Annotated in this window: 21 protein-coding genes and 1 tRNA gene; 12 read left to right on the forward strand and 10 right to left on the reverse strand. The window is 53.6% G+C overall.

The genetic code is table 11. The annotated features are described in order from the left end of the window. Positions 1–13: 13 nt before the first annotated feature. From BLP78_RS08515 to miaA, 6 genes are all read right to left on the reverse strand, one after another. A complete protein-coding gene (locus BLP78_RS08515; protein ID WP_176752824.1) occupies positions 14–2,587 on the reverse strand; it encodes a 3-hydroxyacyl-CoA dehydrogenase/enoyl-CoA hydratase family protein in 2,574 nt (857 codons plus the stop codon). 185 nt (positions 2,588–2,772) lie between these two features. Continuing rightward, entirely contained in the window at positions 2,773–3,189 is a 417-nt protein-coding gene (locus BLP78_RS08520) for an acyl-CoA thioesterase (RefSeq protein ID WP_090458403.1), read from the reverse strand. Between the two features lie 154 nt (positions 3,190–3,343). Beyond that, positions 3,344–5,185, reverse strand: coding sequence for an AMP-dependent synthetase/ligase (locus tag BLP78_RS08525; protein WP_090458541.1), 1,842 nt, complete (start codon positions 5,183–5,185; stop codon positions 3,344–3,346). 53 nt (positions 5,186–5,238) lie between these two features. Then, positions 5,239–7,593: an acyl-CoA dehydrogenase gene (locus tag BLP78_RS08530; RefSeq protein WP_090458405.1), complete on the reverse strand. Its 2,355-nt coding sequence runs from the start codon at positions 7,591–7,593 to the stop codon at positions 5,239–5,241. Between the two features lie 64 nt (positions 7,594–7,657). Beyond that, entirely contained in the window at positions 7,658–8,026 is a 369-nt protein-coding gene (locus BLP78_RS08535; RefSeq protein ID WP_090458407.1) for a BON domain-containing protein, read from the reverse strand. A 61-nt stretch (positions 8,027–8,087) separates the two neighbouring features. After that, complete coding sequence (gene miaA / locus BLP78_RS08540; protein ID WP_218118951.1) at positions 8,088–9,011, reverse strand: tRNA (adenosine(37)-N6)-dimethylallyltransferase MiaA; 924 nt, start codon at positions 9,009–9,011, stop codon at positions 8,088–8,090. A 478-nt stretch (positions 9,012–9,489) separates the two neighbouring features. Between miaA and BLP78_RS08545 the strand changes: the two genes are divergently transcribed. The 11 genes from BLP78_RS08545 to rapZ all read left to right on the forward strand — a co-directional run bounded on the left by BLP78_RS08545 (position 9,490) and on the right by rapZ (position 19,654). Further along, on the forward strand, positions 9,490–10,611 hold the full coding sequence (locus BLP78_RS08545; protein WP_090458410.1) for a 3-deoxy-7-phosphoheptulonate synthase: 1,122 nt from the start codon (positions 9,490–9,492) through the stop codon (positions 10,609–10,611). 148 nt (positions 10,612–10,759) lie between these two features. Next, positions 10,760–11,677: a helical backbone metal receptor gene (locus BLP78_RS08550; RefSeq protein ID WP_090458412.1), complete on the forward strand. Its 918-nt coding sequence runs from the start codon at positions 10,760–10,762 to the stop codon at positions 11,675–11,677. Between the two features lie 245 nt (positions 11,678–11,922). Beyond that, positions 11,923–12,867, forward strand: a complete 945-nt coding sequence (gene ispH, locus BLP78_RS08560; protein WP_025041454.1) for a 4-hydroxy-3-methylbut-2-enyl diphosphate reductase — start codon at positions 11,923–11,925, stop codon at positions 12,865–12,867. 538 nt (positions 12,868–13,405) lie between these two features. Continuing rightward, positions 13,406–13,930 carry a KdsC family phosphatase gene (locus BLP78_RS08565; RefSeq protein ID WP_025041453.1) on the forward strand — a complete coding sequence of 175 codons (525 nt, stop codon included), beginning with the start codon at positions 13,406–13,408 and terminating at the stop codon, positions 13,928–13,930. Next, a complete protein-coding gene (gene lptC, locus BLP78_RS08570) occupies positions 13,927–14,499 on the forward strand; it encodes an LPS export ABC transporter periplasmic protein LptC (protein WP_090458415.1) in 573 nt (190 codons plus the stop codon). The genes BLP78_RS08565 and lptC overlap by 4 nt, the downstream gene beginning before the upstream one ends. Beyond that, positions 14,483–15,097 carry a lipopolysaccharide transport periplasmic protein LptA gene (lptA, locus tag BLP78_RS08575; RefSeq protein WP_256330183.1) on the forward strand — a complete coding sequence of 205 codons (615 nt, stop codon included), beginning with the start codon at positions 14,483–14,485 and terminating at the stop codon, positions 15,095–15,097. Before lptC ends, lptA begins: the two co-directional genes overlap by 17 nt. A gap of 27 nt (positions 15,098–15,124) precedes the next feature. Then, positions 15,125–15,847, forward strand: a complete 723-nt coding sequence (gene lptB, locus BLP78_RS08580) for an LPS export ABC transporter ATP-binding protein (RefSeq protein WP_090458418.1) — start codon at positions 15,125–15,127, stop codon at positions 15,845–15,847. A 49-nt stretch (positions 15,848–15,896) separates the two neighbouring features. After that, entirely contained in the window at positions 15,897–17,366 is a 1,470-nt protein-coding gene (locus BLP78_RS08585; RefSeq protein WP_090458420.1) for an RNA polymerase factor sigma-54, read from the forward strand. Between the two features lie 19 nt (positions 17,367–17,385). Then, positions 17,386–17,718 carry a ribosome hibernation-promoting factor, HPF/YfiA family gene (hpf, locus tag BLP78_RS08590; RefSeq protein WP_090458421.1) on the forward strand — a complete coding sequence of 111 codons (333 nt, stop codon included), beginning with the start codon at positions 17,386–17,388 and terminating at the stop codon, positions 17,716–17,718. Positions 17,719–17,802: 84 nt separating this feature from the next. After that, positions 17,803–18,771, forward strand: a complete 969-nt coding sequence (gene hprK / locus BLP78_RS08595) for an HPr(Ser) kinase/phosphatase (protein WP_090458423.1) — start codon at positions 17,803–17,805, stop codon at positions 18,769–18,771. Between the two features lie 43 nt (positions 18,772–18,814). Next, positions 18,815–19,654 carry an RNase adapter RapZ gene (gene rapZ, locus BLP78_RS08600; RefSeq protein ID WP_090458425.1) on the forward strand — a complete coding sequence of 280 codons (840 nt, stop codon included), beginning with the start codon at positions 18,815–18,817 and terminating at the stop codon, positions 19,652–19,654. A gap of 122 nt (positions 19,655–19,776) precedes the next feature. Here rapZ and BLP78_RS08605 read toward each other — a convergent pair whose 3' ends face one another. The 4 genes from BLP78_RS08605 to BLP78_RS08620 form a co-directional block, all read right to left on the reverse strand. Next, a complete protein-coding gene (locus BLP78_RS08605; protein WP_090458543.1) occupies positions 19,777–20,400 on the reverse strand; it encodes a 5-formyltetrahydrofolate cyclo-ligase in 624 nt (207 codons plus the stop codon). Positions 20,401–20,469: 69 nt separating this feature from the next. Beyond that, complete coding sequence (mutY, locus tag BLP78_RS08610; protein WP_090458426.1) at positions 20,470–21,528, reverse strand: A/G-specific adenine glycosylase; 1,059 nt, start codon at positions 21,526–21,528, stop codon at positions 20,470–20,472. After that, positions 21,525–23,084, reverse strand: coding sequence for an AsmA family protein (locus BLP78_RS08615; RefSeq protein ID WP_090458428.1), 1,560 nt, complete (start codon positions 23,082–23,084; stop codon positions 21,525–21,527). The genes mutY and BLP78_RS08615 overlap by 4 nt, the downstream gene beginning before the upstream one ends. A gap of 13 nt (positions 23,085–23,097) precedes the next feature. Beyond that, positions 23,098–23,171: transfer RNA gene (locus tag BLP78_RS08620), tRNA-Gly, on the reverse strand. An 857-nt stretch (positions 23,172–24,028) separates the two neighbouring features. Here BLP78_RS08620 and BLP78_RS08625 point away from each other — a divergent pair. Further along, positions 24,029–24,418 (forward strand): hypothetical protein, encoded by a 390-nt coding sequence (locus BLP78_RS08625; RefSeq protein ID WP_143002924.1) that lies wholly within the window; start codon positions 24,029–24,031, stop codon positions 24,416–24,418. Positions 24,419–24,447: the final 29 nt, after the last annotated feature.

Consider the following 24,447-nt stretch of genomic DNA (forward strand, 5'->3'; position numbering starts at 1 on the left):
AGTTCTCCTTCGCTTAATTCCTGAGAGGCTTCCCGGTCTTCAGCGTATGCTCCACGCGTGCCTGCGTCTTTTCGGTTGCCAGCAGCTCTATGAATGCGGCACGCTCAAGCTCCAGGAACCAGTCTTCATCGACCACGCTGCCGGGAGTCAGTTCACCTCCACACATGACGTGGGCGATCTTGGTACCGATCAGGTAATCATGGTCCGAGATGAAATTGCCTTCGCGCATGTTTACGAGCATGCCTTTGATATTGGCAATGCCGGTAGAACCGGCCACCGAAATATTACGGGCTTTCAGCGGCGGGCGATACCCTGCTTCAGCCAGGGCGACCGCTTGCGCCTTGGCAACGTAAAGTAATTCATACCGGTTCATCACTACCGGGTCGGCAGTGCGCAGATAGCCCAGTTCTTTTGCCTGCTCGGCACTTTTTGATAGTTGTGCGGTTGCGACGCTCTGAAAATAATTTTTCAGCAAAGGGAAAGGATCGCCGTCTTTCGCATCTCGCGACGCTCTCAATGCAAGCTCCTTGCATCCGCCACCTGCGGGCAATAATCCCACGCCAGCCTCTACCAGGCCGATGTAACTTTCCATTGTCGCTACCGCACGATCGCAATGCATCACGAATTCGCAGCCGCCCCCCAGTGCGAGGCCATCCACGGCCGCGACAGTGGGAATCATCGAGTATCGGAGGTCCTGCGAGGTCTGCTGGAATTGTGCAACCATTGCTTCGATTTCGGCCAACTTACCTGCCATCAGTGCATCGGCGAGATTGAGGCCGCGCGCCGCCTTGAGCACCGCAGACTGCGCCGTTTTCCTGATTTTTTTCGCCAGGACGCTGAAGGCGGAAGGCGGCTCATCACTTTTCAGGCGCGCCGTGGCTTTTTGAAGATTGGCGCCGGCAGAAAATGGCGGTTCGGTCTGCCAGATTACCAAGGCACGCCAGTTCCGTTCGGCTTCATCGATGGCCTGTTGCACCCCATCCAGCACATCGCTCCCGATGGTATGCATTTTGCTCTTGAAGCTGAGAATGGCTATGCGGTCATCGGCTGAGCCATTGCCGCCGGGCTCGCCCGTATGCCACATCCGTACCGCATCGGTCTCGAATATTGTTGTGCCATATTGCGCCCGTTCGCTCAGCAGCCTATCCGGAAACAACTGCCGCCGATACACGGGCAATGCCGAACGTGGCCGGAAGGTATTGCTGGACGGCGCATAGGATCCCTGCTTTCTATGCACGCCCTGTATGCTGATATCGACGGCTTGGCTGGCGCTTTGTCCCAGTTCCTGCACCCATTCCGGAAGCGATACTGCGCTCATGCTTTTGCCAGCCGCGATATCCTCGTTTATCCACCCGGCAATTTCGCTCCATCCCGCCGCCTGCCAGATCTCGAGCGGCCCCTGATTCCAGCCGAAACCCCAGCGCATCGATAAATCAAGGTCGCGCGCATTGTCGGCGATTGCGCCGAGATGAACAGCGGAATAATGAAACAGATCGCGGAATATGGACCATAGGAATTGTGCTTGCGGATGTGGATTCGCGCGCAACGCGCCAAGCTGGTCCGCGAGATTTTTACGTTTGAGCAGCTCTTTTATGTCGTCCTCGGTTGTACCCGCCGAGAGAATATATTCGCCCTTCGCAAGGTCCAGGACATGGATTTCCTTGCCCATCTTCCGGTATATGCCGCGCCTGGCTTTCTGCCCGAGCGCCCCTTTATCTACCAGGGCTTGCAGCCAATCGGGTACGGCATAGTATCTGTGCCATGGATCTTCCGGCAGCGTATCGCGCATGGTAGCGATCACGTGTGCAAGGACATCGAGCCCCACCACATCCGCGGTGCGGAAAGTCGCGCTCTTGGGACGACCGATGAGCGTGCCGGTCAGAGCATCCACAACGTCGAATCCGAGACCGAATTCATGTGCATGATGCATGGTGGCGAGCATCGAAAACACGCCTATCCGGTTGGCGATAAAATTCGGCGTGTCCTTTGCACGAATTACGCCTTTACCCAGGCACGTGACCAGGAATGCTTCCAGATCATCGAGCATCGCGGCATCGCTCTCCTTGCAGGGGATCAACTCTGCGAGGTGCATGTAGCGGGGCGGGTTAAAAAAATGGATGCCGCAAAACCGGTGACGCAAGTTCTCGGGGAACGACTTTGCCAGCTCATTGATGGAGAGGCCCGATGTATTGCTGGCAAAAATGGCGTCCTCGCCGAGGTGTGGCGCGACCTTTTTATACAGCTCGCTTTTCCAGTCCATGCGCTCGGCAATGGCTTCGATCACGATGTCGCAATCCCGGAGTAACTCAAGGTTCTGGTCGTAGTTGGCCGGTTGAATGGAGGCGGCCTTGGTCGCAATCGACAGTGGCGCGGGGTCCTGTTTTTTTAAATTCTCTACTGCCTTGATCACGTTGGCATTGAGGTTCCCCTGCTCAGCGGGCAACTCGAATAACAGCGTTTCGATGTTGGCATTGACCAGATGCGCTGCGATCTGCGCTCCCATTACGCCGGCGCCGAGGACGGCTGCTTTGCGCACTATGAATTTACGATTATTCAATGTCGCCTCCAGTTCGATCCATTTTTTCATCAGGAAAGCCCGCTTCGTGAGCGTGCGGCATTCTTGTCCGCTTACCCTACCCTTACATGCCATTACGTCAACGTATCGTATTACCGATCGTCGGGCGAGAACAATTTCGTGAATATCATGAGCTTGTTTGCCGAAAATTCAGGTCGGCAAATGAGCTGCAAGAATCTCGAGTTTTTGAGCGCGCGTTATTCCTGCGGAACGACGCGCGGTTTGCGATTTTCATCCACGGCGACGTACGTCAGGACCGCATCGGTCACCCGGCAGCATATTTCATCAATTCCGTGGCGAAGACCCCGCTGTGCATAGACGGCAACCTCCACCGTTATGGAAGTTCGGCCTACCTTGACGATCTCGGCATAAAAACTCACGATATCCCCGACGAATACCGGCTGCTTGAATACAAAGGAATTCACTGCTACCGTGGCCACACGCCCGCGAGCCCGGCGTATTGCCGGAAGGCTTCCTGCAATATCCACCTGAGCCATGATCCAGCCGCCGAAAACATCCCCGGCATAATTCGTGTCTGTCGGCATCGGTACCAGGCGCAGTATCGGATCGAGCCCCTCGGGTAGTGATGTGTGAGTTTCTGCGTTCGTATTCATTTTCCATTCCGAGGTTTAAATTACCAGCTTTGGTCGGTCAGCGAAGCGGGGGCTGGGCTATGCCCGACATTATTTTGCGGTGGCCGGCGCAGCTCGACCTGCTTTGGCGCGAATCTCTCACCCTGTGGTGACTTGCAGACAGGCTGCCCCACCCCTAATGCCCCGCATATAACCTGCTCACTTCAGCCTGGTAACGATTCAACACCTGCGTGCGACGCAGCTTCAACGTAGGCGTGAGCAGATCGTTCTCGATAGTCCATGGCTCCTGCGCCAGCGCCACGCGATATATTTTGGCATAACCGGGAAACCCCTTTATTTGGCGGGTGATACGCTCCACGAGGATTTCTTCGAGCTTCTGGTCTTGCGACAAGCTGCGCAAATCGCTATCAAGATTATACTGCGCCGAAATGCTTTCCCAATTGCGGGCGTTCAGAACCACCAGTGCGCTTAAATACGGACGACCTTCTCCAATCAGCATTATCTGTTCGAATAACGAATCATGCAGAATCGCCGCTTCCATGGGCGCAGGCGGAATTTTCTGGCCGGTGGACATCACGATGATTTCCTTCAGGCGGCCGGTGATAGTCACCCGGCCTTGCTCATCAATGCGCGCGATATCGCCGGAATTGAGCCACCCGTCGGGCGTCATTATTGCCTCGGTGGCTACCGGATCGTTCCAGTAACCGAGCATGACGCTGGGGCCGCGAATCAGCAAGGCATCATCAGGGCCGAGTTTCACCTCTACCCCCGGGATGGGGCGCCCCACGCTCGATGGAAGATTGTCCTCCATGGTATTGCAGCATACGACCGGACTGGTCTCCGTCATGCCGTAGCCTTGCAGGATGGGCAGGCCCAAACCGATGAATACCCGTGAAACTTCTGTCGGTAACGCCGCGCCGCCGCTCATCGCCTCGCGCAGGCGCCCACCCAGCTTGCTCATCACCTTCTTTGCCACCAGGGCTTCCAGCAGTGGCCACAATAGGTGAGAAAAAAGTCGGCGCCCCCGTTGCTGCCGATACTCAAAGCGGCTGTAGCCAATATCAACCGCCAGGTTGAACAGTTTTCTGCTCAAAGCCGAACCTTCCGCCAGCTTGGCGTGAATGCCGGCATAGACCCGCTCATAAATTCTCGGGACGGAAATAAGAATAGTGGGCCGAATGATCAGAAGATCCTCTTGCAGCTGGTGAACCGAGCGGGCGTATGCCACCGTTGCACCGCGCATCATCGGCGCATAATAGCCGGCAGTGCGCTCAAAGGTATGCGACAGCGGCAAAAATGAAAGCAGCAGATCGTCCTGTCCGATGGGCACCACTTGCAGGCAACTATGTGCATTCGCAAGTATATTGTAATGGCTCAGCATCACCCCCTTGGATCGGCCGGAGGTGCCGGAGGTGTATATGATGGTGGCGAGTTGATGCTGATCGCGGCTTGCGTCCTCCACTTCACCGGCTTTTCCCTGCGGATCGTCCAACGGCCAGTCTGGCAGCCAGTCATGCAGGGCAAGCACGAGGCCATCGTCTTTTTCTCCAGGACTTCCCTGAACCGTAATGACGCGCAGCAGATGAGGAATCTGACCCCGTACTTCATGAAACGCTTGCCATTGGGCCAGTTCTTCGAGCAATAATACTTTAACACCCGCGTCGCGCAAGATGTAGGCAGCGTTCTCGGGGCGGTCGGCTGTATAAAGTGGCACGACGACGAGTCCCAGCCTTAGCGCGGCTTGCTCGAATATCACCCATTCCGGGCAGTTTCGCAACATCACCGCAACCCGGTCGCCAGGCAGAAGCTTTTCTCGCGTGAGCGCAGATTGCCAGTGCGCGATGCGTTCATCCATTTGTTTCCAGGTGAGGTCGCGCCACTTACCGCTGGAGCGGTCGTAATCCCGATAGGCTACCGCCTCGGGCGAGCGACGTGTTCGCTCGCGGAACAACCCATCGAGGGTTCGGGCGGCTTCCACCGGGATAACATCCGTCAGATTACGCTGCTTGGTTTGCATCATTGGCTTTCACCCGATGTATTTTTGTTGGACCCGATAGGGTTAACGGCCTATTATCGTCCTGCCTCATGCGCCGGTTGGGCCGACGTAGTTTCAGATGTCCCGCCTGATGCGCGGCCAAAATCCGGTGGGAAATCATCCACCATGATCACGCGGCGGCGCATGGATTTCATCTTTCCCATCAGCTCCAGTTCGGTCGTGGAGATAACTCTCTGCTTGAGCGCCTCCGCGATTTTTTCATCGCCCTGAGGGGGAATCCGGCCTGCCTTGACGGCGGCGCGTAACTTCATTTCCACTGCTTCGCACACGACTGCGCACTGAAGCGCCTGCTCCAGCATGCCGAGCGGTTCGTCGGCGGAGGCAGGCATATATATACCCGCGGTCAGGCGGTCTCGCGCTTCTCCCGGTGTCAGCATCAGCGTGGCGATTTGATGCCCTAGCTCATCCGGGGGCGGCGAGAATGGCTTGCCCAGCGGAAACACCACAAACCGCAGGAGGCGCGCCGTGAGAATACGGCCAGGAAAATTATCCAGCACGCCGTCAAATGCTTCCTGCATACGGTAAAGCGCATCCTGAACAGACCAGTGCACCAGCGGTAAATCAGCTGCGGGCCTGCCATCATCCTTGAAGCGTTTGAGTACCGCCGAGCATAGGTAAAGCATGCTGAGAATATCGCCAAGCCGGGCAGAGAGCCTTTCCTTGCGTTTCAGCGCTCCACCCAAAACCAGAAGGGAGATATCGGCGAGAAAAGCGAAAGCGGCGGAGAAACGCGTCAATTGACTGTAATAACGCTGCATTTCAGTGCCCACGCTACCCGGCGCACTGGCGAGAGATGCACCGGTGAGTCCATGCAGCAAGGAACGCAAACCGTTCCCGACCGTAAAGATAATGTGTCCCCACAATGCCTTGTCGAATTGCACTGAAGAGTGCACGGTATCGCCATTGCTGGCTGCGCGAATTTCTTCCAGCAGGTAGGGGTGGCAGCGTATTGCCCCCTGACCGAAAATAATCATATTGCGCGTAAGGATATTGGCGCCTTCCACCGTAATGCTGACGGGGATATGCTGATAGTTGCGCCCCAGGTAATTGCTGGGTCCCAGGCAAATGCCTTTGCCGCCGTGCACGTCCATTGCGTCGTTTATCGCCTGGCGCCCGCGCTCGGTAAGATGATATTTGACGATCGCCGAGATGACCGAGGGCTTTTCGCCCAAATCGACCGCTCCTGCCGTCATCATCCGTGCCGCATCCATCATGTATGTATTGCCACCGATGCGGGACAGCGCTTCTTCAACGCCTTCAAAGCGTCCAATCGGCGTCTTGAATTGCACCCGTACTCTGCCGTAAGCACCGCTGGTGCGCGCGGCCAGCTTGGCTGCGCCGGTGCTGGTCGCGGGCAGCGAGATCGAACGCCCCACCGCAAGACAGTTCATCAGCATACGCCAGCCGCTACCCACTCCTTCGCGTCCGCCGATTACCCATTCCATCGGGATGAAGACATCTTTTCCCGAGTTGGGGCCGTTCTGAAAAGCCGCATCGAGCGGAAAATGGCGCCGGCCGATATTGACGCCCGGCGTATTGGTGGGGATCAACGCCAGCGTAATCCCGAGGTCTTTCTGGTCGCCTAATAATCCATCCGGGTCCTGCAGTTTGAATGCAAGTCCGAGGAGCGTCGCTACCGGGCCCAGTGTGATGTAGCGTTTTTCCCAGGTGACCCGCATGCCGAGCACATCTGCGTCGCCGTTGAATTCGCCATGGCAGACAATGCCGAAATCGGGTATCGCCCCCGCATCCGACCCCGCATCAGGCCCGGTAAGTGCAAAACACGGCACCTCTAGCCCCTTTGCCAGGCGTGGCAGATAATGGTCTTTTTGCGCCTCGGTGCCGTACTGCAACAGCAACTCGGACGGCCCCAGCGAATTCGGCACCATTACCGACACCGCTGCCGTGCCGCTCCGCGAGCTGATCTTCATGACCACTTCGGAATGCGCCAGTGCTGAAAAACCAAGGCCGCCATAGTCCTTGGGAATGATCATGCCGAAAAAGCGGTTGTCCTTGATAAATTGCCAGACGTGCGGTGGCAGATCATACAGCTCGCGCGTAATATGCCATTCGTCCAGCATGGCACACAACTGCTCGACCGGACCGGCAAGGAAGGCTTTTTCCTCCGCGCTGAGCCTGGGCTTGGGATAAGCCAGCAACTTGTTCCAGTTTGGCTTGCCGCTGAACAACTCGCCATCCCACCACACGGTTCCGGCGTCCAGCGCTTCCTGTTCGGTTTGGGAAACCTTCGGCAGGATTTTTCGAAAAACCTTAAGCAGCCGGTTCGAAATAAGTACGCGGCGAACGGGTGGGACGAAAAAAATAACGCCAATAAGCAGAACCAGCGTCGTAAGCAGGGCAGCGCTCAAGATAATTTTCCTGCGTAGGTCTGCAATAGCTGTACCCAAGTATTTTTATGGGTGCCGGATGAGATCAATCAGCTGCGGCCGCCGTCTCGCTTCCGCCGTTTCGCAAGCTCATCTTATTATCCACCTTCTTGATGCCGTCCACCATCCAGGTGAGCATATTGACACGATCCATCTGCGTCTGATTATCCACGATACCGCTCAGCATGACCTCGCCATTATGTGCCTCTACCCTGACATCCAGATGCCTGACATCGGGATCGGCCAATAGCGCCGCCTTTATTGTACTGTTGAGCGTGCTGTCGTCCACTCCCTCCGCGGTTGGAGGCGCCACCCAGGACTCATGCACCCTTTCCTCCGATTTTCCGCATCCCGCGGTGGACAAGGCGCCGATGAGGATCAATGTCCAGATAACCAGCTTATGCCTATCGTTCATTTTGTTTTCCTTATCAGAATGGATCCAAAAAAATTAAAATGAGATGTAACGAACCCCGTGATTATGAAACCGACGCAGCTTTTAAGCCAGTGTCTGCGAGGTAACCGCGCACCTGTTCCGGCAAATTTTCCGCCAGGCAATCGAATTCCTGCACCCCTTTCATGGAACGCAGCCAGGTGAGCTGCCGCTTTGCGAGTTGCCGCGTAGCGGCCAACGCCATTTCGCGCATCGTCGCCGCATTGATTTCCTTTTCCAGGTACATCCATGCTTGCCGATACCCAACGCAACGCATCGAAGGGTTTGCATCGTTCAGGCAGAATTTATCACGGATTGCCCGAACTTCATCGATTAATCCCAGCTTGAGCATCGTCTCGAAACGTTGTGCAATGCGCTGATGCAGTGCGCTCCGGTCGCCGGGAATCAGGGCAATCTTGATCGCGCGATAGGGAAGGCAGGCATTTCTGGGGTTCTTCAGAATCTCCGACATGGGTTTGCCAGCTAAATAACACACTTCCAGCGCACGCTGTATGCGCTGGCTGTCTGTAGGCTTGATTCGCGCTGCGCTCGCCGGGTCAAGTCGCAGCAGCTCATTGTGCATTTCTTGCCAGCCGCTCAGTTCTGCCTTGGCTTCGATCCGCCGGCGCAGGTTGCTGTTTGCGGAAGGGAGAGCGGAAAGGCCTTCCAGCAGCATTCTGAAATAAAGCATCGTGCCGCCCGCGAGCAACGGAATATTGCCTCGCCCGGTAATTTCGGCCATTGCGGCAAGCGCGTCATTGACAAATTGGGCAACGGAATAACACTCATCCGGCTCGATCAGGTCGATGAGATGGTGCGGTATGGACGCCATGGTTTCAGCGTCGGGTTTAGCGGTACCGATATCCATGTACCGGAAGACCTGGGCGGAGTCCACGCTAACGATCTCTACGGGGAAGTGCCGGGCGATTTCCAGCGCTATGCCGCTTTTGCCGCTTGCGGTAGGCCCCATCAGAAAAATCACGGGGGGAAAGGTGGCGACTTCAGGCCTTTCAAGTTTTACGCTTTGTTCTGTCACGGGTAAACGAGGCGAGGACGGCTCATATTCTTGATCGCACGGCGACCACAGGCCATTTTGTGCCTTTTTTGTAAATTTCAGGATTTAACCCGGATGTTTCATAAATTGACGCGCGCTCTTGCTGGTCTTTTGTTTCGTATGAAAATTTCGTTCAGTCGGGCGTATGAATAACTACACCACTCTTTCACAAAATCTCCCTACGAAACAAAATCCTGCGCAATCATCACGCGAATTTATGAAATATCCGGGTTAAGGAGAGGTTGGTGATGCCACGAAAAAATCATTAAACGCCATATTCGATTGAATGGCAAGGGTGGGTTTTTTCGGTTAGAATTCCACTTTTCCCATACGCCACGCCTTTAGCGCCACCTCTTTTCGCGCCCGCCGGTTTGTCGACACCCGATACCATTCCATGATTCTTGTCCTGACCCCGGATACTCGGCCTGATACTCCCGAATTCAAGCAGTTGCTGGGTCATCTTGCCAATCTGCCCGGTATTTCCACGCGTGTGCATACTGAAGTAGGGGTCGAGCAGGCGCTTACCGAAGTTTATCTGATCGGAAACACCAAGGCCCTGCTGATCGAGGACATGCAAAATCTGCCTTGTGTCGAGCAGGTAGTCCGGATCTCGGAGGAGTATCGTGTTCTCGGCCGACACAAAGACGACCACAGGTCTACCCATTTCGACTATAACGGCGTGCGCTTCGGGCAGGATACGCTGAACGTTTTCGCCGGACTATGCGCCGTGGATACGCTGGAACATGTCGAGTTGATGATGCAGGCATTACGGGATAATGGCCAGGTATGCACGCGCATGGGCGCTTATAAGCCGCGCACCAGCCCATATTCGTTTCAGGGCCATGGCAAGGCCTGTTTGCCTTATGTCTTCGAACTGGCGGGGAAATATGGCATCAAAGTGATAGCCATGGAGATTACTCATGAATCTCACGTGGAAGAGATTTGCGAGGCCCTTTACCGGACAGGCAACTCCACCGGCGTCATGTTGCAGATAGGAACGCGCAACACCCAGAATTTCGAATTGCTGAAAATCGTCGGGCGCCAGCAGGATTTTCCGGTATTGCTCAAGCGCGGCTTTGGCATTACGCTGGATGAATCATTGAACGCTGCGGAATACCTGGCTTCCGAGGGTAATCGAAAAGTCGTCTTTGGCTTGCGGGGTATGAAAACCAACATGGCGGATCCGCATCGTAACTTCGTGGATTTTGCGCATGTACCGGTAGTCAAGCGCCTCACGCGCATGCCGGTCTGCATCGACCCCTCGCATTCCGTCGGTCTGCGTGCGTCTTCGCCCGATGGCATACTTGATATCATGCACGTAACAGCACAGGGAGTGATCGCGGGCGCCAATATGGTGCTGGTGGATTTTCATCCTGTGCCAGGGAAAGCGCTGGTGGATGGGCCGCAGGCAATGCTGATCAGGGAGTTGCCCTTTTTTCTGGAAGACGTTCGGATAGCGCGCGAAGCGTACGAACAGCGTGTGGCCCTGGCTGGACGTTATCGGGAGGATGAATAGCCTCCCCTCGTCTTCTTTTCAAGGAATTGTCTAAAAATCCCGGACTGTGAGCACCCGCTTCGGAAGCCTGCTCACTTTTACCTTCCTATGTCCCGTAAAACAAATACGGCACCATGTTTTAATACTGCTGCTTGTGTTTTCAGGATGGATGCCGGCTTCTATTGGTATCGCCGGCGTTGTTCAAACTGCGGAGAAAACCTCGTCGCTTTTCGCGTCCTCCACTTTTCCAATCAGCCTGGTCGATGATCGGGGGCACGCTATCCGCCTGGATCGATTTGCCAGCCGTATCGTCTCGCTTTCCCCGAACATTACCGAACTGGTGTTCTCAGCCGGGGCCGGCGATAAACTCGTGGGCGCCAGCCGCTACAGCGATTTTCCCGACTCGGCCAGGTCTGTTCCTGACGTTGGCGATTCTTCCAGCCTCGATCTGGAGAGAATCATTGCACTCAAGCCAGATCTCGTGATTGCATGGCGTAGCGGTAATGGGCGGTCGGATATCGAGAAACTGGAAAAATTAGGCCTGACCGTTTTTGCCGTTGAAGCAACCCGACTGGAAGACATTCCACGGTTGTTGCGGACGATCGGCAAGCTGACGGGAACGGCAGCGCAGGCGGAGCCTGCGGCAAGCGCTTATGAAGAGGAATTGCAGCAAATCAAGCGTAATTATGGCGACCGGCGTAAAATCAGCGTATTTCAGTTAATCTGGCATCAGCCGCTGATGACGGTGAATGGTGAACATGTCATCAGCGATATCATCAACATTTGTGGCGGCATCAATATTTTCGAGTCCGCGTCTTCTATAACGCCTGTGATATCTGCGGAAAATCTGCTGGAAGCCGACCCCCATGCCATCATCAGCAGTGTACCGTTGGGGCCGGCTGAAACGGGGGTAGAGGCGCTGTTTCGTCGATTCCCGCATATCCGGGCTGTCCGGGGCAACCATTTGTTTTTCGTGCACCCGGATATCTTGCATCGCCAGACGGTGCGCATATTGCAGGCTGCGAGAACCGTATGTGCACAGTTGGAGAGCGTCCGGTCAAGCCAGGAAAAAAAGAGGGCGTGGTGAGTAATGATTGGTCAATGATACGCACGGGTTTTCAAACGCTTAATATAAAACGGAACCGGCCAAACGCTTTTGCAGCCGATTTCCTTCAAGTCCGACAGGCTGCTAAAATAACGGTCCGGCTTTTTGCATGGGTTACTGATTTCCCTATCCGCGCATGCGTCCGCGTATGTGCCATGAATGCTGAACAACAAACGATAACGCCGGCAGCGGCTGGTTGATGGAATCGTTTTTATGGAGAATGAACAATGATCAAGGTATTACTTGCTAACCCCCGCGGCTTCTGCGCTGGCGTCGATCGCGCGATCGAAATCGTCGAACGTGCGTTGACAATGCATGGTGCGCCCATTTACGTGCGCCACGAGGTGGTGCACAACCGTTTCGTGGTGGAGAACCTGGAAAAAAAGGGCGCTGTATTTGTCGAGAATCTCGACGAAGTACCCATTGGCAGTATTCTGATTTTCAGTGCGCACGGAGTCTCCCATGAGGTGCGGCGAGAAGCCGAAGCGCAACAGTTCAAGGTGTTCGACGCCACTTGCCCGCTGGTGACCAAAGTTCATATTGAAGTGGCAAAGATGCGGGAGCAGGGGAGAGAAATTATCATGATTGGCCATGCGGGCCATCCGGAGGTTGAAGGCACGATGGGTCAGGCCGAAGGAGACGGCCCCTGCATGTACCTGGTGGAAACAGAAGAGGATGTCGAGAATCTGGTGGTCAAAGACCCGACTCATCTGGCGTATGTTACCCAGACGACATTGTCGGTGGATGATGCGACGCGAGTGATCAAGGCTTTGAAAAAGCGCTTTCCAAAAATTACCGGACCAAAAAAAGACGATATTTGCTATGCGACGCAAAATCGCCAGGATGCGGTAAAAATGATGGTCAAGCAGTGTGACCTCGTCATTGTTGTCGGCTCACCCAATAGCTCTAACTCCAACCGTTTGTGTGAAGTTGCGAGAAATGCCGGCGTGGACGCTTATATGATAGATCGTGCCGAGCAATTGCAGGAGAAATGGCTGGAGGGAAAAGACCAGATCGGTATCACCGCTGGCGCTTCAGCGCCCGAAGTGCTGGTGCAGGAGGTAATTTCACGGCTAAGACAGATAGGAGCAGGACAAGCGGGAAGAGACGTGGTCGTAGAGGAATTGAGCGGCGTGGTTGAGTCGGTAGTGTTTCCGCTTCCTAAAAATTAATCGCAGCCAGGAACTGGATCTTTTTACACGAGCAAACGTCTTGCGCGCAGCAGTGCAGCGCCGGTGCTATACGGCGAACCGTCCCGCTTCCTTGTTGTCATATTCATAGCGTTTTCGCTTTCGCAGGACTGACAGATAAAGAGCTCAGCCGGTTTATTGGGGCTGGCTCTTATCGGGTATAATTTTATTCTCCAGTGGGAGATGCTTATCCCTCTTTGGAATATGACAAGCCGTCGCTGAGATGACTGCCGGATTGTCGCGTTTATGCGCCTGCGGCACTCATTCGATTCCGGAATATCTATAGGCAGAATTATCTGGAGCGAGAAGTCTTCTCCAGATCTTCTTCTTCGCGCGCACCATCTATCCCAACAGGATGGTTTGGGCAAATGCTATATGCCGCGTCAAGAGGGGGAGGCAGGGAGAACGCATTGCAAGATACGGGACTATATGATCTTGACGGCGGTACGCTGCTTGTTTCAAATCAAGAAAAACCAATTATTTATTCAGGTCGGCCGCGCAATCGGCCGTTGTAATATTGATGGAACACATACAGGAAAGGGCCAGGAAGATACGCATGGTTATCTTCGATGTGGACGGAGTCCTTACCGACGGCACTCTCTATCTCACAGATGGCGGCGAGGAGATCAAGGCATTCAATAGTCATGATGGTCATGGTCTGAAAATGCTCAAGGCAAGCGGCGTCAAAATCGCGCTGATCACTGGCAGAAAATCGCGCTGCGTCGAACTGAAGGCAAAAGATTGGGGCGTGACCGTCGTTCATCAGGGGGCAAAAACCAAATTGCCTGTATTCGAGACGCTGTTGGAGGAACAGGACCTGGATGCTTCGGCGTGTGCGTATATGGGGGATGACCTGATAGATTTACCGGTGATGTTACGTTGCGGTCTTGCGCTCACCGTACCTGCCGCGCCTTCTCTGGTGAAGAAGCATGCGCATTACGTTACGCGTCTCGAGGGCGGGCGCGGCGCGGTACGCGAGGTATGCGAAATGGTCATGCAGGCTCAGGATACCCTCAACGCGCAATTGGCGATGTACCTTAAATGATCGCCCGCCTGTTTCCCGGGCTTCCCCTCATTCTACTCGCCCTGCTCGCAGCGCTGTCATTCTGGCTGAGTCAGTCGGCACGAACGCCTTCTCCGGCACAAGACAACGAAATGGGCCGTACCCCCGATTACAGGATGGAAAACTTCTCGGCCACTCGCATGGATCAGGATGGTCTTGCGCGCCACACGCTCGTCGCGAAGGCAATGATGCATTACCCGGACGACGATACCACTGATCTGGAGCAACCCCTTTTTATCAACACCGAACCCGGTAAACCGGCGCTGCAAATAAAAGCGGACAAAGCGAAGATGTCCAGCAACAACGAAGACATTTATCTTACGGGTAACGTTATGGTATTGAGGAACGCTGCCAAAGGCAGGAGCGAGACAACCATGACGACCAGCTTGTTGCACTTGATTCCGGATGATGACATCGCCAGAACCGATAAACCCGTGGTTATTACCGAAAAAAAATCTGTTATCAACGCAGTCGGCATGGAAATGAACAGCCGCACCAATATCACTCAGTTGTTCTCACGCGTAAGAGTTATTCATGACAATGCCCGCTAGGGAGCCCCTGAGTAGGTGCCATGCGAATTCCACGGCAACCGCTGCGAACATCGCTCGGGGCGGGATATTTTTTACTGTATTTTTTGCTTCCCTGCTGTTTACAGGACCCGTGCTGGCGGAACGGGCCGATAGCGATAAGCCGGTTCATCTGGAGTCTGACCGGGCCACTGTCCAGGATGCCAACAAGCTTGCTACATTCATTGGTAACGTAGTCCTCACGCAGGGCACGCTGATTATCCGTGCCGACAAGATGACCGTGAAAGAAGATGCCAGCGGTTTCCAGCACGCCACGGCTTTCGGTAATCTTGCCAGTTTCCGTCAAAAGCGCGATGGCAAGGACGAGTACGTCGAGGGTTGGAGCGAGCGCATGGAATATGACGCCAAGGCGGATAAGGTGCAGCTCTTCAAGAAGGCGAGACTGAGACGTGGCCAGGATGAAGTGCATGGCGATTATATTTCTTACGATGCACTGAATGAGTTTTTTCAGGTGACCGGGAACAACGATACGAGTGCTCAGAGCCAATCCGAGGGGAGAGTGAGGCTGGTCATCCAGCCGAAGAAGAAGGAGCCGAAACCAGACGCTGAAAAAGATGAATGAAATCGACTAACGCCCGGATCCCAAAAAATGAGCGAATTAAAAGCCGTTAATTTAAAAAAGCGATATAAATCCCGGACGGTGGTACAAGATGTTTCGCTTTCTGTCAGCAGCGGTGAAGTGGTCGGCCTGCTGGGCCCCAATGGCGCAGGCAAGACCACCTGTTTTTACATGATGGTAGGGTTGGTGCCCCTGGATGGGGGCAGCATATCCTTGGACGATGTCGATTTGAGCCCAATGCCGATGCATCTGCGCGCGCGCCTGGGCCTGAGCTATTTGCCCCAGGAGGCTTCAATTTTCAAGCGGCTGTCCGTGGCCGATAATATTCGGGCAGTACTGGAACTGAAAAATTATACGCGCGATGAAATGCAGCAGCATCTCGACGATCTGCTGCATGATCTGCACATCAGTCACATACGGACCAATCCGGCAATCAGCTTATCCGGAGGCGAGCGACGCCGTGTCGAAATCGCCCGGGCACTTGCAACGCAGCCGCGCTTTATCCTGTTGGACGAACCGTTTGCGGGTGTGGATCCTATTGCCGTGCTGGATATCCAGAAAATCATCGGGTTCCTGAAGGAGCGTGGCATCGGTGTGCTCATTACAGACCATAATGTCAGGGAAACGCTGGGGATTTGTGATCATGCCTATATCATCAGCGAAGGAAAAGTCCTGGCTAGCGGAAACCCTGATGAAATCATCTATAATGAAAGTGTGAGAAAAGTATATCTGGGGGAACATTTCAAGCTGTGAAAAAGATTCGGTCCGCACGAATCTTGCCCTACCGTGGGTATTCCAAATTATGAAGCCTACTCTCCAGTTTAAGCTGTCGCAGCACTTGACGCTTACTCCGCAATTGCAACAATCCATACGGCTGCTACAGCTTTCCACGGCCGAACTGAGCCAGGAAATAGAACGTATGGTTCAAGAAAATCCTCTCCTTGAACTTGACGATCATATCGGTAGCGATACGATCGACTATCGGAATATGCCCAGCGATATTCGGGCAGAGCCGTTATCGGATCTGATTGAGATTCCGGATGAAGCCAGTGCGAAATTGCTTTCTATCGAGGATAGCTCCGACACGAGAAAGATGACCGATGAGTCAGACTGGTTCTCGGACGATAGAGCCGTTCGCAACACACGGGATGACGATGACGAACGGGATTTTCAGCAACAAGCGGCGGAACCGCCCAGCTTGCGTGAACATCTTAACCTGCAGCTAAGCCTTAGCCAGATTCCGGAGCGTGGGCGAAGAATCGTTGGTTTGCTGATCGACAGTCTGGATGACGACGGCTATCTTGCACAGGATCTTGAAGAGCTCGTTGAACTGCTGCCGCCCGAGCTCGCGATAGACATCGACGATCTTCACAATGCTCTGGAACAGTTGCAACGCATGGATCCTCCCGGCATTGGGGCGCGTAACCTCAGGGAATGCCTGCTCATGCAATTGCATGCGCTGCCGGAAGGTACTCCTTACCTGGACCAGGCGTTGCTGCTGGTGAACGATGATCTTGAAAGCCTGGCATCACGGGATTTCGCCACCATTAAAAAGCTGCTGCACTGTGATGATGAATGTCTGCGATCGATCCGGCACCTGATTACCCGACTGAACCCGAGACCCGGCATGGCATTCAGTTCCACGGTCGCCCGTTACATCATACCCGACGTAATTGTGACCAAGATCAGCGGTTCATGGGTAGCCAGCCTTAATCCTGAAGCAATGCCCCGCCTCAAGATCAACCGGCTCTATGCTGACATCCTGAAACGCTCTCATGATGATTCCGCACGAGGCCTGTCGGGCCATCTGAATGAGGCGAAATGGCTCATCAAGAACGTACATCAGCGTTTCAGCACGATACTCAAGGTATCCTCAGCGGTGGTCGAACGCCAGCAACAGTTTTTCGAGCATGGCGCAGTGGCCATGCGGCCCATGGTATTGCGGGAAATTGCGGATACGCTTGACTTGCATGAATCCACGATTTCGCGGGTAACGACACAAAAATTCATGAGGACGCCACGGGGCATATTCGAATTAAAATATTTCTTTGGCAGTCATGTAGCGACCGACACCGGCGGTGCTTGTTCCGCCACCGCAATTCGTGCTCTGATCAAGCAAATGATAAACGCCGAAAATGCACAGAAGCCGCTGAGCGATAGCCAGATTTCAGAAATTCTGGGGCAGCAGGGAATTATGGTTGCCCGCCGTACCGTGGCAAAATATCGGGAGTCCATACAAATTCCTCCCGTTAATCTTCGGAAATCATTTTAATCCAAGCCAAGGAGACATGATGAATCTCAATCTTACCGGTCACCACGTAGAAATTACCCCTGCGCTGCGCGATTACGTTACCTCAAAGCTGACGCGGGTTATGCGTCATGTCGACAATGTCATCGATATCAACGTGATTCTATCCGTGGAAAAGCTTAAGCAAAAGGCTGAAGCAAATGTCCATGTGCCTGGTAAGGATATTTTTGTCGAGGCCGACGGTTCCGATATGTACGTTTCCATCGATAACTTGATGGATAAGCTTGACCGCCAGATGCTCAAGCACAAGAAGAAAAATGAAAGCCAACGTAATATAGGCGCATTAAAGAATCAGGATATAGAACAACCTGAATAATCGGCTCAATCAGGACTTTAGCATTGTCAGATAAGCGGAAGCTTTGCCCCTTTGTCCTATAACCTGGGAGATGATTCAAGCCAGATGCCACGATTTAACGTTGCACAGCTATTTGAAGATAAGCAGTCAAAACTGAGCCTGACCTGGGAGGCCGGTAAAGACGGTGGCGACCGGTATCTGGACGCGGAAGCCGTTGCCCGGTCGACACAGGGAATGATCGGTCACCTCAATTTCATCCACCCTAACTGGATACAGGTACTGAGCGAGACCGAAGCCAAGTATCTCAACACGCTTGGTGCCGAGTCCCTGGCGCAGAGTATGCAGCAGATCGCGCAAAGCGACCTCCTGTGCATTATCGTTGCCGGTGGCGGTTCAGTGCCGGACTCGATAAGAGCCTTGGCGGATGCCACCCGCACTCCCCTTTTCTGTTCACCTTACTCCAGTCTGGAGGTGATCTGGACGTTACGCCCCTATCTGGGGCGCGTCCTTGCGCCCTCCTGTAGCCGCCATGGCGTACTGCTGGACGTTCTGGGAATGGGTGTAATGATCACCGGTGAAAGCAGCGTCGGCAAAAGTGAATTGGCGTTGGAGCTCGTGAGTCGGGGCCATGGACTCGTTGCGGATGATGTCGTGGAACTTTATAGAATTGCGCCAGAAACGCTGGAAGGTTGCTGTCCTCCGATATTACGTGATTTTCTTGAAGTGCGTGGGCTGGGGATGCTGAACATCCGAACTATTTTTGGCGAGACCGCGGTACGCCGGAAAAAAAACATGAAGCTCATCGTGCATCTGCAAAAACCCAACAGCGTTGATTTCAACACGATGGAACGACTGCCGATCAACGATGTTACTGAAAGCGTCCTGGACGTCAATATCCGCAAGGTGATCATCCCGGTTGCCGCTGGGCGAAATCTGGCCGTGCTGGTAGAAGCGGCAGTGCGCAATTATGTTCTGCAACTTCGTGGTATCGATAGTGCTCAGGAATTCTTTGCACGACATCAACAGGAAATGGAAAATGGTCAAAACAGACAAAAGCAGGAAAATGAACTTTGAATTGCCGGGCGGGAACCATTAATTCTCCGCTCGTATTCGAAAAATGCAGCTGATCGTCATTAGCGGCCTTTCCGGTTCCGGCAAGAGTATCGCCCTTACCGTGCTCGAGGACAATGGCTATTATTGCGTGGACAATCTTCCAGCAAACCTGCTGCCGGAGGTTACGGTATATTTGAAGGAATCCGGACACCAGCGCGTAGCGGTCAGTATCGATGCCAGGAGCCGCGAAACCTTGCATTTGTTGCCGCAACGCTTGGCCGATCTGAGGCGGCAGGGAATGGAAGTGCATCTGCTGTTCCTTGAAACTAAAACCGATACGCTGGTAAAGCGTTTTTCGGAAACCCGACGCCGCCACCCACTCAGCGATAACCACTCAACTTTGCCGGAAAGTATAGAGTTGGAACGCGAAATGCTGCGCGAGATACACGATCTCGCAAACCGCATCGATACCAGCGATTTGAGCGCCAGTTCATTGCGTGCATGGATAAGGGATTTTGTCGGTCTGAATCATGCAAGCCTGACTCTCCTGTTCCAGTCATTCGGCTTCAAGCACGGCATTCCTCTGGATTCCGACATGGTATTCGATATTCGCTGCCTTCCCAATCCGCACTACGAGGCGCTGCTGCGGCCTCTTACCGGAAAAGATGCCGCGGTAATTGAATACCTCGATGCGCAAGCCGGCGTCAATAAAATGTTTGAGGACATCAAGCGATTCGTGGACGATTGGTTACCCTGCTTCGTTCGCGACAATCGCAATTACCTGACCGTGAGTATCGGTTGCACCGGCGGACGTCATCGCTCGGTTTATTTCGCTGAACGGTTGGCACGGTATTTTTGCGGAAACAACCAGGTTCTGGTACGGCACAGGGAGTTTGATGTGTAGAGCTGGCTGAAGGGAAAGTGCAAGCTCATTCCGGTACGAACATCGTCTTCTTTATTCCACCCGGAAAATATACTGAAGCTTGCGCACAGTGGTGGGGCTGAATGCCATCGCTGGTTATGACCTTACCGGAGTGTCTCTGCCGCGCATTCTTCGGGAGAGATCAACATCAGGCCGGTTGCCGCCACCCGATAAATTCCGGCCTCGGTCACAATAAAATCCATCGGAATATCGTGCGGTTGCGGATGCACAGTGTGCATTCTCAAAATTTCGAACGCGACGCCGATCGCCAAAGGCCGAGGAGTGATCGCGATCAAAGTACGATCGAAATAACCGCCGCCATATCCCAGCCTGAAGCCCATCTGGTCGAAGCCTATCATTGGCATTACCAGCGCGCCAACCGTTATCACGCCGGTATTATCAGGTACCGGAATGTCATAGGTCCCCTTTTTCATCGGTGCGCCTGGCCACCATTTGCGAAAACACAGCGGTTCCTGTTTATTCACCACTTCGGGCAGTGCAAGCGTCGCGCCGCGTTCCCGGATGAAATTCATCAGTGGGCGCGGATCGTATTCGCCTCGATGAGGCCAGCAAAACCCCACCACGTTGCGCTGCAAGGATGGAAAGCCCTGTTCCAGCAAGGCTGTGATAGCCGCACTCCAGCGGCGATGCTCCCCTTCGGTAACGCATTCCCTGCGTACCATCAACTCGGCGCGCTGCTGCTTTCTCCACGCTTGCCAGCTATTCATCATCCTGAAGCGCTATCCGCGAAGGCGGCATCTGGTTTCCTTCCATCACAACTGTTTTTCGACGGGTGCTTAATGATCATGGCAAGCATATTGCATGAGCAGCTTTCTGACGGGCGAAGGAATAGCTGCCTTCAGTGCATCATCAAACGTTATCCAGCTTTTGCTCCCGTCCGGCGTCACGGCTGAGGGGCATGAAACCACTTGCAGTGGCTGTGGATGAATCCGGAGCCTGAAGTGAGTAAAGGTATGATCAAATGGCAGCATTCGCGCCAATGGCGCTACTTTCATGCCAAAACGGCGCATGCAATGTTCATCTGCACTTTCGCTCACCGGCATTTCCGGCAGACACCATAAATTGCCCCAGATTCCTGCGGCCGGGCGTTTCTCCAGAAAAACCCGCTCCTGCTTCATCAGCATCAGAAGCACCGTCTCCCGCTCCGGTAGTGGCTTTCTTGGCCTTGGAACAGGGAGTTTATCGGTTCGGTTATCCCGGAACGCGATGCAATCCTGTAACAGAGGGCATGACGAACATTTGGGCTTGCCGCGAGTACAAATCGTGGCGCCGAGATCCATCAGCGCCTGGGTATAAGCTTCGATCCCGTTCCCGTCTTTGCCGGGCAACAATTCCTCAGCTTTTTGCCACAGTAGAATCTCGTTCTTTTTCTCTCCGGTATAGCCATCGATTCCGAAGTAGCGGGCAAAAATACGCTTGACGTTACCATCGAGTATCGCGCACTGCTGCCCATGAGCAAACACGGCAATTGCGGCAGCAGTGGAGCGCCCTATGCCGGGCAGTTGCCGGATCACTTCCACATTTCGAGGAAAGACGCCTCCATGGTCTGCGATAATCAGGCGCGCAGTCCGATGCAGATTTCTTCCGCGCGAGTAATAACCGAGCCCACTCCATTGCGCCAGCACATCATCGAGGGATGCCGCAGCAAGGCTTCCGATACTGGGGAAGCATTGCAGAAAGCGCAGGTAGTAAGGGATAACTGTACTCACCTGCGTCTGTTGCAGCATGATTTCAGATAGCCATATCGCATACGGGTCGCGGGTGTTCTGCCAAGGCAGGTGGTGGCGGCCATGATCTTTTTGCCAGTGGATCAGCTCCGTGGCAAAAGAGTTCAATGAGGATCCCGGTACTGACCGGTCCTGATATCCAGCTTCACACCGGACGACGTGACGTTAGCGGCTTTCAGCGCGCCGATGCGGATTGAGCCCTGGATTTTAAAATCCTCCAGATCATCGAATAAGGATAGGTCGATCGGTTCATCCACACGTTTTGTGCTCGCCATTTTTTTTGTAAACTTTTCTGTCCCCTGCTGCTTTTGCTGGGGCGCCAGAAAGCGATCCAGATCAAGCTGGCCGATATCCACCAAAAAACTGAGGACGGGCTGAGTTAAGCTGCTTGCTTCCAAATTCCCTTTGATATCGCTGCCTCCCAACTTGCCATTAAACTGAACCTGTACATTTTGAGCCAAGCCATCCAATGAAGCGCTACCCCTCAAATCACCATGGAGGCCATCCGCAATGCCGGAGCCGCCGGCATCGATAGTGATCGCCAGATCCGGCAAGGCCAGTTGCTGGGCAGTGGCGCTGCCGGCAAGCGGGGAGGCAAGCATGGCCTTGACGATGCTCTCCTTTTTCTGTGATTCCATCTCGACCGTGAGTACGCTGCTCTTGAAATCGCTTATCGTGCCGTTCACGCCTGAAAGAGAGAAATTACCGTTGGTGTTACCCCCAGCGCTGATAATTTTCAGCACCGCAATAATTCTATCGCTGGTCACCTTTTCGCCATTCAGGCTCAGGCGCGGCGCGTCAAACCTGATATCGAAATTATTTCCGCCACCTGTTCCAGCAATGCCGAGAGTCAGGCTACTGACAATGAATTCACCGGCAGCAACACCAGCAGCAAATCTCGCAGAGAGATCCCCTGTGGAATTTATCACGAGATGATTGATTCCGTTAATCGTCCCGGTGCTCTCAAGGTTAAGTCCGCTCACGGCATAATATTGCTTTTCCGCATCCAGCATTAAATCAAATGTCAGCTGGTTGGCAAGATCGATCTCAGGCTGTTCGGGTTGGTTCATTCTGAACGCTAATTCCAGTTTGCTGCGAATAACATCATTCATCGAGCTGGATGCGGTATCGATCTGGTCAGCCTTGAGATTGAGATCATCGAATATATACTGCTTCTGGCTGGCTTCATCGCGAAAAACGAGCGTGCTTTTTTCCGCGAGTATGTGACCAATATTGAATTTGAACTGTTCCGGCTTTTCGCTTTTAACAAGCAAATCATCAATATTCGTATGCCCATCCGTAAAACGGATCAGATTGGCTTTCAGCCCCGTTATCGTGATTTCGTCCAGCTCCAGTTGCTTCCTGAGCAATGGCAAGAACGCCAGAGATACCAGAATATTCTCCGCAGAGGCAAACTCCACGTCACTTTGATATTCGCTGAGCGAGAGACCACCGATCTCCGCACCGAGCCTGGGAAAAAACGTGAGCTTGATATCGCCATCGAGTTTGAGCTCGCGCTGCTTTTTTTCCTTCACCAGTTGGATGATCTGAGGCTTATAAGCGTTAGGGTCGAAAGTTGCGGCAATATATATGGCAAGACCGGGCAGCAGAATCGTCAAGGCAGCGACAAATATGGTTAAAGCATATCTGGGATAACGGTTCATAGGCCGGGAAAGGTGGAGCGGGTGAAGGGAATCGAACCCTCGTCGTAAGCTTGGGAAGCTTCTGCTCTGCCATTGAGCTACACCCGCCTCATGGGTGAATTATACGATGGAAACAGCGTTATAGCCGCTGTAGCAGCAAGATGCCATAACAAAAATGCTATGCATAATCGCGGTGTCCCTGTAATTGGTTTTGGTCAAGCATCAAACTCTAGTGTTGTGAGTTAGAAATTCGCAGCCAAAATCACTCAATGGTGGCAAGAATGTCGTCGGCCCGTTTTTGTCCAGATAAATCTAAAACGAGTTAGATATAGCGGCGCGGCCGGGGAAGAGTTTATTGAGTTCGTTGAGTTGATAAAGAAAGGATCGTCATGCAGAATTCGGCGCGCTCGTTTGCACTCGCGTTTCCGCCTGTGTGGCTGCGGTTTCACTCCGAATCCGCGCATTTAAGGCAGAAACGCGACAGCCATGGAGCGCGCCTCCAATCCGCAATCCCAGATCCCAGATCCCAAAAATCCAAAATACCCAAAATACCCAAATGGGGAGGCCACAGACCCGCCCATTTGGGTTTTAGCCTTGTCGTTGAAGAAGATCGATGATTTTATCCATCCGGGCTACGATTTGCTTACAGCATCTCCTGGCTTCGTCGTTGTTTCCGCCGCCACCATCGACGGGAATTTGATGCGCGAATTTTCATATTTCATATCTGCCATGGGAAAATCCTCCTTACCGTATTTTATGAGAGAGGAGCCGATTGCCGTCGTAATGGGACAACAGATAGATCACCAAAATGATCTATCTTTTAATAAAAATCGATCCCTGGGGGGAATAATACAAGGCAACAATAACGGACCGAATTGCCTCAATAAAAAAGTAACCGAAGGAGTACATCAAGGAGATACATTGCCTCAAATTGTTGGTAACCGAACTAAGTGGGGGTTAACGACATGGGCAAGCATGAGAAACGTGTCTATCTTGAGGCGATACGCAAGCGCTATCGCCGGGCCAAGCGCGCTGACAAGGGCAAGATTCTGGACGAGTTCTGTTCAGTGTGTGGTTATCAGCGCAAGTACGCCATCCGGCTGTTGGGGTGCAAGCCTGTCAAATCAACACGACGTCCTGGACAGCCTTTGCAATATAACCAGCCTGCGCTGCTGACGTATTGGCAAGCTATGGTTTGCCACCGATCAGATGCAGCAAGCGGCTGGTGGCTGCCATGCCACTGTGGCTACCTCACTATGAGGTCGGTACGTTTTGGCGTGCTGGATGAGTCGACACGAGCAAAGCTTGCAGGGATTTCGCCCGCCAGAATTGATCGCTTGCTGAAGCCGATTTGAGTACAGCATCCCAAGGGCTTGTCCGGCGC

The sequence above is a fragment of the Nitrosospira sp. Nsp1 genome (assembly GCF_900100985.1).
Taxonomy (GTDB): Bacteria; Pseudomonadota; Gammaproteobacteria; order Burkholderiales; family Nitrosomonadaceae; genus Nitrosospira.